Raw genomic sequence first — 13,307 nt, 5'->3', positions numbered from 1 at the left:
CTTCGCGTGGAGAGAACGTTCTGCCACCGCGTGGGCATCTGGGCCTGCGGAAATTGGGAAAGCAATGAGCGCGACCACCGGCACCAAATCTGAGAGCGGCTTGGGCGAGACCATCCGCGTCGTCATCCATGCCCTTCTGATCGCGCTTGTCATCCGCACCTTCCTGTTCCAGCCGTTCAACATCCCCTCGGGGTCGATGAAGGCGACGCTGCTGGTCGGCGACTACCTGTTCGTCTCGAAATATTCCTATGGCTACAGCCACTACTCGATCCCGTTCTCGCCGAACATCTTCTCAGGACGCATCTTCGGCTCGGAGCCGAACCGCGGCGACATCGTGGTGTTCCGCCTGCCGCGGGATGACTCCACCGACTACATCAAGCGCGTCATCGGACTGCCGGGCGACCGCATCGAGGTCCGCAATGGGCTGCTCTACATCAACGATGAGCCGATCAAGCGCGAGCGGCTGAGCGATTTCGTCGGCGAGGATCCCTGCGGCTCGGCGGACGCGACCGCCCGGGTCAAGCGCTGGAAGGAAACGCTGCCGAACGGCGTCAGCTATGAGTCGCTCGACTGCACTGACAACAGCTACATGGACAACACAATCGTCTACACCGTTCCGCCCGGGCATTTCTTCATGATGGGCGACAACCGCGACAACTCCACCGACAGCCGCTTCTTGTCGCAGGTCGGCTACGTGCCGTTCGAGAACATCATCGGGCGTGCCCAGATGATCTTCTTCTCGATCGCCGAGGGCGAGCAGGCCTGGATGATCTGGCGCTGGCCGTTCGCCGTGCGGTGGAATCGCCTATTCTCCATCGTGCGATGAACGACGATACCGCAGCCATCAACGATCAAGCGCCCACCGGCGAGCCGAGCCAGACGCCCGCCGCCGAAAGCACGGCCGCGCCGAAGAAGCGGCGCAGCAAGGGTGCCAAGGCGGCTGAAGAGAAGGCCGCGATCGCCGGCACCGAGGCGCGTATCGGGTATACGTTCTCGGATGCCGCGCTGCTGACCACTGCGTTCACCCACGTCTCCGCGCTGAAGCCCGCCACCCGCAACCGCGCCGACAGCTATCAGCGGCTGGAATTCCTCGGCGACCACGTGCTCGGGCTGATCGTGTCCGACATGCTGTTCCGGGCGTTCCCGAAGGCCGATGAGGGCGAATTGTCGAAGCGGCTCGCCGATCTCGTGCGCAAGGAAAGCTGCGCCGACGTCGCCAAGTCGCTCGGGCTGCTCGAGGACATCAAGCTCGGTATGGTGAAGGCGGTCGAGGGCGCGCGGCTGCGAAAATCCGTGCTCGGCGATATCTGCGAGGCGGTGATCGGGGCGATCTTTCTCGACGGCGGCTACGAAGCCGCGCGCCAGTTCGTCGAGCGCAACTGGACCGAGCGGATGCACAAGCTGCGCCGGCCGCTGCGCGATCCCAAGACCGTGTTGCAGGAATGGGCGCAAGGCAAGGGATTGCCGACGCCGGTCTATCGCGAGGTCGAACGCACCGGCCCGCACCACGATCCGCAATTCCGCGTTGCGGTTGACCTGCCGGGCCTGGCCTCCGCCGAGGGCCTCGGGGGCAACAAGCGCGCGGCCGAGAAAGCAGCAGCATCCGCGATGATCGAGCGTGAAGGCGTCGGCACCAATGACTGACGAACCCAAAGGGCAGGGAGACGCGACGCGCTGTGGCTTCGTCGCGCTGATCGGTGCGCCCAATGTCGGCAAGTCGACGCTGGTCAACGCGCTGGTGGGCTCCAAGGTCACCATCGTGTCGCGCAAGGTGCAGACAACGCGCGCGCTGATCCGCGGCATCGTGATCGAGGGCAACGCGCAGATCATCCTGGTCGACACGCCCGGCATCTTCGCGCCGCGGCGTCGGCTCGACCGCGCCATGGTGTCGACCGCCTGGAGCGGCGCCCACGACGCCGATCTCGTCTGCGTGCTGCTCGATGCGAAGTCGGGCATCGACGAGGAGGCCAACGCGATCCTGGCCAAGCTCGAAACCGTCGCACATCCGAAGATCCTGGTGCTGAACAAGGTCGACCTCGTGCAGCGCGAGAAGCTGCTGGCGCTGGCGCAGGCCGCCAACGAGCGGATGCGCTTCGAGCACACCTTCATGATCTCGGCGCTGTCGGGCGACGGCGTTGCCGACCTGCGCGAAGCGCTGGCCAAGCTGGTGCCCGCGGGACCGTTCCTCTATCCCGAGGACCAGATGTCGGATGCGCCGATGCGGCATCTGGCGGCCGAGATCACCCGCGAGAAGATCTACAGCCATCTGCACCAGGAATTGCCGTACCAGTCGACGGTCGAGACCGACAGCTGGACCGACCGCAAGGACAAGTCGATCCGCATCGAGCAGACGATCTTTGTCGAGCGCGAGAGCCAGCGCAAGATCGTGCTCGGCAAGGGCGGCGCCACCATCAAGTCGATCGGCGCGCAGGCGCGTGCCGAGATCGCCGAGATCATGGGCGTTCCCGTGCACCTGTTCCTGTTCGTCAAGGTGCGCGAGAACTGGGGCGACGATCCCGACCGCTACAAGGAAATGGGACTGGACTTCCCCAAGGAATGAGCCGGCGCCCGAATGTGCCCAGAGCAGTGAGCGTGCCCAAAGCAATGAACGTGCCCAGAAATGTGCTGTGGTTTGAGGTGCTGCTCTATCTGTCGCTGACGCTCGACGCGTTGTCAGTGGCGTTCCAGGACCGCACGCCGACCGACGTGCGGACCGATCAGATGATCACCGGCGAGACGCTGACCGCCGGCTGCATGATCCTGCTGCTGGTGTATTTCGTCCGGCTCGCGGCGCAGCACCGCAAGAACTGGCCGCGCTGGGCGCTGGGCGCGATGCTGGTGCTGTCGGTGATCTCGCTGGTGCAGGTGATCGGCGAAAAAGGCCTCGAGCTCGACAGCGCCATCGAGGTGGTGTCCTGTATCCTGACCGCGGCCGGACTGTATTACTCCTTCACTGGCGACGCGCAGGGCTGGTTCAACGCGTAGGCAACCGACGTCATTCCGGGGCGTGCGAAGCACGAACCTCGGATGCGCAATTGCGCACCGGGGAATCTCGAGATTCCGGGTTCGATGCTTTGCATCGCCCCGGAATGACGCGTCGAGATCGCTGCGTTCATCCTCGGAATCCTGATAGACTTCAACCATGGAATGGACCGACGAAGGCATCGTGCTGGGCGTGCGGCGGCATGGCGAATCCTCCGCCATCGTCGAGCTCCTGACGCGCGAGCACGGGCGCCATCTCGGTCTCGTGCGCGGCGGCGCCAGTTCGCGGATGCGGCCGCTGCTGCAGCCGGGCAACAGCGTCACGGCGGTGTGGCGGGCGCGGCTCGATGAGCATCTCGGCATGTACGCGCTGGAAGGCACGCGGTTGCGGGCGGCGACGCTGCTCGCCTCGTCGCATGCGGTCTATGGCGTGACGCATCTGGCGGCGCTGGCGCGGCTGCTGCCGGAGCGCGATCCGCATGAAGATATCTATGAGATGCTGCAGGGGACGCTCGACGATTTCGACGATGCCGGCGTTGCCGCCGTGCACCTGATCCGGTTTGAGCTCGCCATGCTGACCGAGCTCGGCTTCGGGCTCGATCTGGAAAACTGCGCGGCGACCGGAGAGACCACCGACCTGATCTACGTGTCGCCGAAATCCGGCGGCGCCGTGTCCCGCGCCGCCGGCGAGCCGTGGCGCGACCGCCTGTTGCCGCTGCCGGCGTTCCTGCGCGAAGGCGAGGGCGGCGCCAACGGCTGGTCGGAGCAGGACCTGCGCGACGGTTTCCAGATCACCGGCCTGTTCCTGCTCCGCCACGTGCTGGAGCCCCGCGGTCAGGGCCATTCCGACGCTCGCGAGGGGTTTATCAACGCTGTGACGAGGCCGCGGACCCGAACGGCGGTTCCGTAAGGCCGATTCGGGCCCTAAATTCCCGGTGATTCGCGGCTTGCCCGATTCACCGCCAAGGTTTAACGCCTCCCCATGGGAAAACGACAGGTACCGCCGGAAAAGCCGGCCGAAATTCACGAGGTGCCGCTGCGTGATGCGCTCGAGGAGCGCTATCTCGCCTATGCGCTCTCGACCATCATGCATCGCGCGCTGCCGGATGCCCGCGACGGGCTGAAGCCGGTGCACCGGCGCATCCTCTACGGCATGGACCTGCTCGGGCTCGACCCGCGCGCGGCGTTCAAGAAGTCGGCCAAGATCGTCGGCGACGTGATGGGCTCGTTCCATCCGCACGGCGACCAGGCGATTTATGACGCCATGGTGCGCCTGGCGCAGGATTTTTCCTCGCGCTACCCGCTGGTCGACGGCCAGGGCAATTTCGGCAATATCGATGGCGACAACGCGGCCGCCTACCGCTACACCGAAGCGCGCATGACCGAGGTCGCGCGGCTCCTGCTCGAAGGTATCGACGAGGACGGTGTTGAATTCCGCCTCAACTACGACGGCCAGACGAAAGAGCCGGTGGTGCTGCCGGGCGGCTTCCCGAACCTGCTCGCCAACGGCGCGCAGGGCATCGCGGTCGGCATGGCGACCTCGATTCCGCCGCACAACGCGGCCGAACTCTGCGACGCCGCGCTGCATCTGATCGAGAAGCCCGACGCCAAGTCGAAGGCGCTGCTGAAATGGGTCAAGGGCCCGGACTTCCCGACCGGCGGCATCGTCGTCGATTCCAAGGAATCGATCATCGAGGCCTACACCACGGGGCGCGGCTCGTTCCGCACCCGTTCGCGCTGGGCCCAGGAGGAGGGTGCGCGCGGCACCTGGGTGATCGTCGTCACCGAGATTCCGTGGCTGGTGCAGAAGTCCCGGATCGTCGAGAAGATCGCCGAACTCATCAACGAGAAAAAGCTGCCGCTGGTCGGCGATGTCCGCGACGAGTCCGCCGAAGACATCCGCCTCGTGATCGAGCCGAAATCGCGCACCGTTGATCCGGCGCTGATGATGGAGTCGCTGTTCCGGCTGACCGAGTTGGAAAGCAAGATCTCGCTGAACTTGAACGTGCTGATCAAGGGCCGCATCCCGAAGGTGGTCGGCCTTGCCGAGTGCCTGCGCGAATGGCTCGACCATCTGCGCGACGTGCTGGTCCGTCGTTCCAACTTCCGCAAGACGCAGATCGAGCACCGCTTGGAAGTGCTGGGCGGCCACCTCGTCGCCTATCTGAATCTCGACAAGGTGATCAAGATCATCCGCACCGAGGACGAACCGAAGCCGGTCTTGATGAAGACCTTCAACCTCACCGAGGTCCAGGCCGATGCCATCCTCAACATGCGCCTGCGCAATCTGCGCCGCCTGGAGGAGATGGAGATCCGCACCGAGGACAAGGATCTCCGCAAGGAGCTGAAGGGCATCGAGGGCCTGCTCGGCTCCGAGACCGAGCAATGGGCCAAGGTCAGCGATCAGGTCCGCAAGGTCCGCGATATCTTCGGGCCGAAGACGCCGCTCGGCAAGCGCCGCACCACCTTCGCCGACGCGCCCGAGCATGATCTCGCCGCGATCGAGGAAGCCCTGGTCGAGCGCGAGCCGTGCACGGTCGTGATCTCCGAGAAGGGCTGGGTGCGGACGCTGAAGGGCCACGTCGAGGATCTCTCGGGGCTCGCCTTCAAGACCGACGACAAGCTCGAGCACTCGTTCTTTGCCGAGACCACCTCGAAGCTGCTGCTGTTCGCCACCAACGGCAAGTTCTACTCGCTCGATGTCGCCAAGCTGCCGGGCGGCCGCGGCCATGGCGAGCCGATCCGCATGTTCATCGACCTCGAGCAGGACGCAGCGATCATCTCGCTGTTCGTCAACAAGGGCGAGCGCAAGTTCCTGATCGCCAGCAGCGAGGGACAGGGCTTCATCGTCAAGGAAGAGGACTGCGTCGGCAACACCCGCAAGGGCAAGCAGGTGCTCAATGTCGAGATGCCGAACGAGGCCCGTGCGATCACGACCGTGACCGGCGACACCGTCGCCGTGATCGGCACCAACCACAAGATGGTGCTGTTCGGTCTCGACCAGGTGCCGGAGATGGCGCGCGGCCGCGGCGTTCGGCTGCAGAAATACAGCAGCTCGGAGCTGTCCGATGTCGCGGTGTTCGATGCCAAGGCCGGCCTGACCTGGAAGGATTCCGCCGGCCGCGAGCACAGCATGACCTTGAAGGAACTGGCCGACTGGCGCGGCAACCGCGCTGATGCCGGCCGGCTCGCCCATGGCCTGCCGAAGTCGAACAAGTTCAATCGCGGCGTGGAGTAGTTGCGTAGGGCGGGTTAGGCGCAAGCCGTAACCCGCCGTTCGACAGCCGCGGTGTGATAGTATCCACATTTCACCGCGCTATAACCGTCGCCAACGATATCGGGCGACGGTTGCCATGGCGCACAATCACGACCACGACCATGACCACAGCGGTCATTCTCACGGACATTCCCATGCCGGGCACGCACACGCCGGTCACTCGCATGCCGGGCATTCCCATGCCGGGCACAGCCATGCGCCCGCGAGCTTTGGCACGGCCTTTGCGGTCGGCGCGTCGCTCAACACCGCGTTCGTCATCGCCGAGCTGATCTTCGGCTATTCCGCCAACTCGTTGGCACTCGTCTCAGACGCCGTTCACAATCTCTCCGACGTCATCGCGCTGCTGCTGGCCTGGGGCGGGGCGTGGCTCGCCGGCCGGCGCCCGACCGACACTCACACCTATGGCTACCGCCGTGCCTCGATCCTCGCGGCATTGTTCAATGCCGGGCTGCTGTTGATCGCGGTCGGCGGCATCGCGGTCGAAGCGATCAACCGCTTTCGCGAGCCGGCCGAAGTCGCAAGCTGGACCGTGGTCTGGGTCGCGGCGCTCGGCATCCTGATCAACGGCGGCACCGCGCTGCTGTTCATGCGCGGCCGCGACAGCGACCTCAATGTGCGCGGCGCCTATCTGCACATGGCGGCGGATGCCGGCGTCTCGTTCGGCGTCGTGATCGCCGCGCTGCTGATCATGGCGACCGGCTGGCAATGGCTCGATCCGGCGATCAGCCTGGCCATCGCCGCGGTCGTGCTGCTGAGCGGCTGGGAGCTTGCCCGCGACAGCGTCAACCTCGCGCTCGACGCGGTGCCGAGAGGCATCGATCTCAAGCAGGTGAGGGATTATCTCGTCGCGCTTGAGGGCGTCACCGAAGTGCACGATTTGCACATCTGGGCGATGAGCACGAGCGAGACGGCGTTGACTGCGCATCTGGTGCGGCCCGGCGGACATGACGATGTCTTCCTGCATCGCGTCTGCGGCGAGCTGTCGGAACGGTTTAGCATCCACCACGCGACCCTGCAGGTCGAGATCAGCAGCGAGACCTGCCTGCTGGCGCCAGCGGAAATGGTCTAACCGGCTGCGGCCGCTTCACTCGCGTTCAATTGATCGATCAACCCACGTCCGTGTCTTCCACGCCCGCCGCTGAGACGGCACATTGCGGCCGCGCGCGTAGAGCGGGCTCGATCAATGGAGGGCAACGTGAAGAAGGCTATCGGTCTTGCGATGTTGCTCTGGGTCGTGGGCGCGGTGCTGCCCGCGGACGCCCAGCCGGTGAAAACAGGTGTCGAGCGACTCTACATCCTCAACTGCGGTGAAGGCGTTGCAGGCGACATTTCACGCTGGTCGCCTGGCGTCAATGAAGGCAAGTCGATGGACTTCGTCGACAATTGCTATCTGATCAAGCACGCGCAGGGTTGGTTCCTCTGGGACACCGGCATTCCCGACGCAGTGGCGGCGATGCCGAACGGCCTTGCGCCTGCCGATCCCAAGGCCGTGACCTGGCGGCGGCCGAAGACGCTGGCCGCGCAGCTCGACCAGCTCGGCGTGAAGCCGTCGGACATCAAGGCTATCGCCGTCTCGCATACCCATCCCGATCATATCGGCAATGTCGAGATGTTCCCGGCCGCGATGCTTTATGTGCAGAAGGCGGAGTATGACTGGCCCGGCGCCAACAACGCGCCGCGCTTCAGGCCCGAGCATCCCGTCACCAAACTCGAGGGCGATCGCGACGTGTTCGGCGACGGCAGCGTCACCATCCTGTCGACGCCGGGCCACACGCCCGGCCATCAGTCGCTGCTGGTGAAGCTGCCGAACACCGGTGCGGTCGTGCTGACCGGCGATGCCGTCCACTTCAGAGACAATTGGGACAATCGTCGTGTGCCGAGCGCAAATGCCAGCAAGGAGCAGACGCTGGCCTCGATGCAGAAGATCGCCGACACGCTGACCAAGGAGAAGGCGCAGCTCTGGATCAACCACGACAAGGCGCAGCGCGACGGGCTGAAGCTGTCGCCGGATTTCTATGACTGAGCGGCTTCGCGGCCGCGCGCTTTCGACCAGTTTCGAAATATCTGCGCAGTCGCATCGTTCATCGGAAAGAAGCTCTCGATGCGCAGCTCCTGCAAGGTGACGTCCTGGGGCGTTCCCAACGTTGCGATGGTTGTGAACAGCTGCAGGTGGATGTCGCCCTTGCGGAACAGCATCGGCAGCACTGGCCCGGACGCGGGCCCCGCAGGCGGCGCGGCCAACGCAGCCTCGACGCCGTCATAGGCTAGCAGGCGCTTGAGCAAGTCAGCCGTTGCGCTGGTGCCGTCGGCGGCGGCATCGGCCTCGACGCTGCGGATGAAGTAGCGGGCGACCTCGGTCCAGTTGGTGAGATAGGGCCGCAGCACGCCGGGCGCGACCAGTGCATCGGCGAGATTGACCGCTGTGCCTGATACCAGCGGCCCGACCAGGAATTCCACCAGCTTCCCGGCGCCTGTATTGGCGAGAAGCAGATTCCAGTGCCGGTCGACCACAACCGCAGGGAAGGGCTCCTGCTGCGCCAATATGAAATCGAGCGCGTAACGGATCTGCGCGAGCTCAGGCGAAGCAAGGTCGGTTTGCCGCCAGACCGGTGCGAAACCGGCCGCGACCAGCAGTGCGTTCTGCTGGCGCAGCGGCACGTCGAGCGCCGCGGCGAGCCGGATCACCATGTCGCGGCTCGGTGCGGCGCGGCCGAGCTCGAGGAAGCTTAGATGGCGCTGCGAGATATCGGCGCGTCCGGCGAGCTCGAGTTGCGAATGGCCCTTGCGCTGCCGCCACCAGCGCAAGCTGGCTGCAAAATCGCGCTGCTGCGACATGAATACCTACCAGGTAGTTGCCGGAATGATCTCGCCAGGCAAGATGCCACAAGCAGGTATGAAACGCATGGGGGCCGGAATGGGCGAGTGGATCGGCGTTGCGATTGCACTGGTCTCGAGCTGTCTCGGCGGCACCGCGGCGGCGATCACGCGTTATCTGGCAGGCAATGCCGACCCGATCACGCTTGCGATCCTGCGCTGGGTGATCGGCTTTCTCTGCGTGCTTCCCGCCGCGGTCCTGCTTCGCGCGAAGTGGCCGCGGCGCGAGGATTTACTTGCGGTCGCTGCGCTCGGGATCGCCTTCTTCGGCGTGTTCTTCGTACTCTACAACATCGCGATGTCCTACACGACGGCGGCGCGCGCCAGCCTTGCGCTGGCGACGTTGCCGCTCTCCACCATGGTGGTCGGTGCCTTGCTCGGCATCGAGCCGCTGACGATGCGCAAATCGGCCGGGGTTTCGATTGCGGTGCTCGGCGTGGCCGCCGCGCTCGCATCCGGGCTGTCGGCGGCGCCGGCGGGGGCATGGCGCGGCGAGCTGATCATGGCTGCCGCGGTGTTCTGCATGGCGTTCTACAACGTGCTGTCGCGACCGTTCATCCGCCGCTCCAGTGCGCTCGGTTTCCTCACGGTGGGCATGGGCGCGGGCGCGGCGGCGCTGGTGGCGGTCGGGATGTTCACCGGCAGCCTGGCGACGCTGCGCGAATTCGGCCGATCGCAGTGGATCGCCGGGCTCTATCTCGGGATGGCCGGCGGCGCGCTGGCCTTCATCCTGTGGGTGCTGGCGCTCGAGCGGGCCTCGCCGACTCGTGTAGCCAACACCATGACGGTCAATCCGATCGCCGCCGGGCTGCTGGCGAAGCAGCTGGTCGGCGAGCCGATCACGGCCAATCTGGTCGTCGGTCTGATCGCGGTCTTCGCCGGGATCTGGATCGCGACGTCGGAGACCAAGCCGGCCTGATCAACTGCGCGGGGCGGACGGCGCGGTCACCGGCGGAGCCGGCGTGTGCTTCGGCTTCATCGTGCCGGCGTAGAACGACAGGGCGTAGACCAGAATGATGCCGGCCAGATAGACCCCATAGGATTGCGGCGGGGTGATCGCCCATCGCATGAGGCGTCGGATCGGATTCGGCTGGCCGGCGTCGTTTTCCATGCGGCTCTTGTGCGCGAAGGCCGGGGCAAAGGGAAGCGGAATCGCCGGCATTCGACGGCGTCGTTCCGCCCGAAAATGATGAAGAGGGACGGCTTGCAATGCCGCACGAGCGTCCGCATCTGTCACGCGAACGACCGGCCCTTCCTCCCGCACCAATTGCCCGGCATAATCCTGCGTATGGAACTCACGCCCCGTTTGCGCCTCATGAATTGGCTGGTCCGCCAGGGTCTGACCGGCCTGCCGGAAAACGACCTGCTGCGCGGCTTCTGCGAGCGCTGCCGGGCCGCCGGCATGCCGTTGTCTCGGGCGATCGTCTTCATCGACACCTTGCACCCGATCTTCGAGGGCCGCGGCTTCCGCTGGAACGACGGCGAGAGCAACGAGGCCGACATCTTCGAATACGGCTCGACCAGCAGCGGCGAGGCCAGCCAGAACTGGCGGCGGTCGGCGTTCCATCACATGCTCGAAAACGGCCATGACGAGATGGTGATCGACCTCAACGGCTCGCACGATTTTTCGATGATCGGCGACCTCGCCGAGAAGGGCCACAAACACTTCGCCGCATTCGTGCATCGCTTCGGCGAGGCCGGCACGATCGGCGAGATGGACTGCTTCTACTCCTACTACACCACCCGCCGTTCGGATGGCTTCGACGAGAATCATATGTCGGCGCTGCGCGACCTGGTGCCGGTGCTCGGGCTCGCGATCAAATCGGCTGCCCAGGTCGAGATCGCCCGCACGCTCGGGCGGGTCTATCTCGGCCGCGAGACGGCGGAGCAGGTGCTGCGCGGGCGCATGCAGCGCGGCATCACCGAGAAGATCAAGGCCGTGCTGTGGTACTCCGACGTGCGCGGCTCGACCGCGATCAGCGAGCGCATCGGCCCGGACGAGATCATCCCGTTCCTCAACGACTACGCGCAGGCCTCGATCGACGCGATCCATGATGCCGGCGGCGAGGTGCTGAAGCTGATCGGCGACGGCGTGCTGGCGATGTTCACCGGCGAGAACATGGCGAGCGCCAGGCGCGCGGCACTGCGCGCCGAGCACAGATTCCGCCATAACATGCGCGTGCTGAACGATCGCCGCGAGAACGAGGGCCGGCCGACCACCACGGCCTATGTCGGCCTCCATGTCGGTGAGGTCTTCTACGGCAATATCGGCAGCGAAGACCGGCTGGATTTCACCGTGGTCGGACCCGCCGTCAACGAGGTCAGCCGGATTGCCTCGATGTGCGCCTCGGTTGATCGGGAGCTGCTGACCTCGACCGATTTCCGCACCGGCCTCGACGCCGCCGGCCGCAACTATCTGGTCTCCACTGGCCGCTTCGTCCTGCGCGGCATCGGCCATGCGCAGGATCTCTTTACGCTGGATCCGGCCGTCACCGCCGACGAGGTCATCGGCGGCAAGTACGAGCGCTATCTGGCGGGGTAGGGGTCAGGGGAGGCATGGCGCTTCCGTTGTTGCTCCGTTGCCAATCCAAGGTTGTCCGGTGTAGATTCGATCCACCATGATGACCCGCATCCTCAATATCGCATCGGTCTTCTTCCTGAGCCTGTGACGGCACCGCTTTTCCAAGCGGTTGGAAGACGAATGTGCTGATGGCCGCATGGCCTGAGGCATTTCTCTGGACCGAATGAGCCCGACCGTTCTGCTTCGCGCAGACGAACGTCGTTGGTTGAACGATATGAGGACTTCATGCCACCCCGGGACGACGAACCCGTGCGCGCCCTTGGCGACGCGCAGATACAGCAATTCATCCAGGATGGATTTGTCAGGATCGACCACGCCTTTCCAAGGGCGCTGGCCGACCAAGGCCGGGCCATCCTGTGGCGTGATCTGCCATGCGATCCGGCCGATCCGGCGACCTGGACGCGCCCGGTCGTCCGTCTGGGTCACTACGGCGATGAGCCGTTCAAGCAGGCGGCCAACACGCCCGTGCTCTATGCGGCATTCGACCAACTGGTCGGCAAGGGGCGCTGGCTCCCCCGACCCAACCTCGGAACGTTTCCGGTGCGATTTCCGAGCCCGCGCGATCCGGGCGATGCCGGCTGGCATATCGACGCGGGCTTTCGCAGCGTGGCCAGTGACTTCTCGTCCCGGCGGTCGAATGTCACCTCGCGCGGCCGCGCGCTGCTGATGCTGTTTCTGTTCTCCGACGTGGGCGCGTGCGATGCGCCCACGCGCATCAAGGTCGGATCGCATCGTGACATCGCGCGGTCACTCGAACCGGCCGGCGATGCGGGCCTGTCTCACGCCGAGCTTGACCAATTGGGTGCGGCGCTGGACCGGCCCGAGGCGCTGGCGACCGGTGAAGCCGGCTCGGTCTATTTGTGCCACCCGTTCCTGATCCACGCAGCGCAAATGCATCGTGGCACGGAGCCGCGCTTTCTGGCTCAACCGCCGCTCGCGCCGGCCGAACCGTTGAGGCTCGTCCGGGATGATGGCAGCTATTCGCCGGTCGAAATCGCGATCCGGCTCGCGTTGCAGGAAGGGCGGGGGTGATCGCGATGCGCCTGGTAATCCTTAGCGGAGCGTCCGGTTCCGGAAAAACCGCCATTGCCGAGTCGATCAGGATCGGGCGGCCCGACCTGGCCGAGGTGCTGCACTTTGACAGCATCGGCGTGCCTTCGCCTGAAGTCAGGCGGACGTGGGGGCCGGACGGTGCGTGGCAGCGCGCGATGACGCTGAGCTGGATGGAGCGGGTCGCAGCGCTACGTGGCAAACATCACCGGGTGCTCTTTGAAGGGCAGATGCGGCTGGCGTTCGTGCGCGAGGCCTTGCTTGTAGCCGGCATTGCGGATGCCTGCGTGATCCTGGTGGATTGCGACGAGGCGATCAGGGCGCGCCGTCTGATTACGGAGCGTGGCCAGCCTGAACTTGCCACCCCGGAGATGATGAACTGGGCGAGATACCTGCGGAAGGAGGCCAACGAGTCGGGACATGAAGTGCTCGATACATCCGAGCTCTCGCTTGAGCGCTGCGTCGAGCTGGTCTGTGCACGCTTGACGTCGGCGTAAGCACGGTCGTTGCGAGGAGCCGGTCACGGGTGGCTCCTCGCGATGA

The 13,307-nt window shown here is 65.3% G+C and carries 14 protein-coding genes; 12 read left to right on the top strand and 2 right to left on the bottom strand.

Annotated features, from left to right (window positions below; translation table 11 throughout):
* Window positions 1-64: 64 nt before the first annotated feature.
* From lepB to ACVIGA_RS01935, 8 genes are all read left to right on the top strand, one after another.
* Window positions 65-826, top strand: a complete 762-nt coding sequence (lepB, locus tag ACVIGA_RS01970; protein ID WP_092114761.1) for a signal peptidase I — start codon at window positions 65-67, stop codon at window positions 824-826.
* Window positions 823-1,644 carry a ribonuclease III gene (rnc, locus tag ACVIGA_RS01965; RefSeq protein WP_456665093.1) on the top strand — a complete coding sequence of 274 codons (822 nt, stop codon included), beginning with the start codon at window positions 823-825 and terminating at the stop codon, window positions 1,642-1,644. Before lepB ends, rnc begins: the two co-directional genes overlap by 4 nt.
* Window positions 1,637-2,560, top strand: a complete 924-nt coding sequence (gene era / locus ACVIGA_RS01960; protein ID WP_092114759.1) for a GTPase Era — start codon at window positions 1,637-1,639, stop codon at window positions 2,558-2,560. Before rnc ends, era begins: the two co-directional genes overlap by 8 nt.
* Window positions 2,561-2,604: 44 nt before the next feature.
* Entirely contained in the window at window positions 2,605-2,985 is a 381-nt protein-coding gene (locus ACVIGA_RS01955; protein ID WP_176530905.1) for a hypothetical protein, read from the top strand.
* 157 nt (window positions 2,986-3,142) lie between these two features.
* Window positions 3,143-3,892, top strand: coding sequence for a DNA repair protein RecO (gene recO / locus ACVIGA_RS01950; RefSeq protein WP_456665092.1), 750 nt, complete (start codon window positions 3,143-3,145; stop codon window positions 3,890-3,892).
* A gap of 72 nt (window positions 3,893-3,964) precedes the next feature.
* On the top strand, window positions 3,965-6,220 hold the full coding sequence (gene parC / locus ACVIGA_RS01945) for a DNA topoisomerase IV subunit A (RefSeq protein WP_456665091.1): 2,256 nt from the start codon (window positions 3,965-3,967) through the stop codon (window positions 6,218-6,220).
* A gap of 115 nt (window positions 6,221-6,335) precedes the next feature.
* On the top strand, window positions 6,336-7,328 hold the full coding sequence (locus ACVIGA_RS01940) for a cation diffusion facilitator family transporter (protein ID WP_456665090.1): 993 nt from the start codon (window positions 6,336-6,338) through the stop codon (window positions 7,326-7,328).
* 150 nt (window positions 7,329-7,478) lie between these two features.
* A complete protein-coding gene (locus tag ACVIGA_RS01935) occupies window positions 7,479-8,282 on the top strand; it encodes an N-acyl homoserine lactonase family protein (RefSeq protein WP_456670719.1) in 804 nt (267 codons plus the stop codon).
* On the opposite strand, the gene ACVIGA_RS01930 is transcribed toward ACVIGA_RS01935, so the two are convergent.
* Window positions 8,273-9,094 (bottom strand): helix-turn-helix domain-containing protein, encoded by an 822-nt coding sequence (locus tag ACVIGA_RS01930; protein WP_456665089.1) that lies wholly within the window; start codon window positions 9,092-9,094, stop codon window positions 8,273-8,275. The genes ACVIGA_RS01935 and ACVIGA_RS01930 overlap by 10 nt on opposite strands.
* A gap of 79 nt (window positions 9,095-9,173) precedes the next feature.
* Here ACVIGA_RS01930 and ACVIGA_RS01925 point away from each other — a divergent pair, with 79 nt between their 5' ends.
* Window positions 9,174-10,052, top strand: coding sequence for a DMT family transporter (locus ACVIGA_RS01925; RefSeq protein ID WP_456665088.1), 879 nt, complete (start codon window positions 9,174-9,176; stop codon window positions 10,050-10,052).
* Here the strand turns inward: ACVIGA_RS01925 and ACVIGA_RS01920 are convergent, their stop codons facing one another.
* Entirely contained in the window at window positions 10,053-10,295 is a 243-nt protein-coding gene (locus tag ACVIGA_RS01920) for a hypothetical protein (RefSeq protein ID WP_456665087.1), read from the bottom strand.
* Window positions 10,296-10,421: 126 nt separating this feature from the next.
* Between ACVIGA_RS01920 and ACVIGA_RS01915 the strand changes: the two genes are divergently transcribed.
* The 3 genes from ACVIGA_RS01915 (at window position 10,422) to ACVIGA_RS01905 (ending at window position 13,261) form a co-directional block, all read left to right on the top strand.
* Window positions 10,422-11,675, top strand: a complete 1,254-nt coding sequence (locus tag ACVIGA_RS01915; RefSeq protein WP_456665086.1) for an adenylate/guanylate cyclase domain-containing protein — start codon at window positions 10,422-10,424, stop codon at window positions 11,673-11,675.
* Window positions 11,676-11,939: 264 nt separating this feature from the next.
* Window positions 11,940-12,746 carry a phytanoyl-CoA dioxygenase gene (locus tag ACVIGA_RS01910; protein ID WP_456665085.1) on the top strand — a complete coding sequence of 269 codons (807 nt, stop codon included), beginning with the start codon at window positions 11,940-11,942 and terminating at the stop codon, window positions 12,744-12,746.
* Between the two features lie 5 nt (window positions 12,747-12,751).
* Window positions 12,752-13,261 carry a hypothetical protein gene (locus ACVIGA_RS01905; RefSeq protein WP_456670718.1) on the top strand — a complete coding sequence of 170 codons (510 nt, stop codon included), beginning with the start codon at window positions 12,752-12,754 and terminating at the stop codon, window positions 13,259-13,261.
* Window positions 13,262-13,307: the final 46 nt, after the last annotated feature.

It is taken from the genome of Bradyrhizobium sp. USDA 3240 (assembly GCF_054063295.1).
This window is presented reverse-complemented; position numbering and strand designations above follow the sequence as displayed.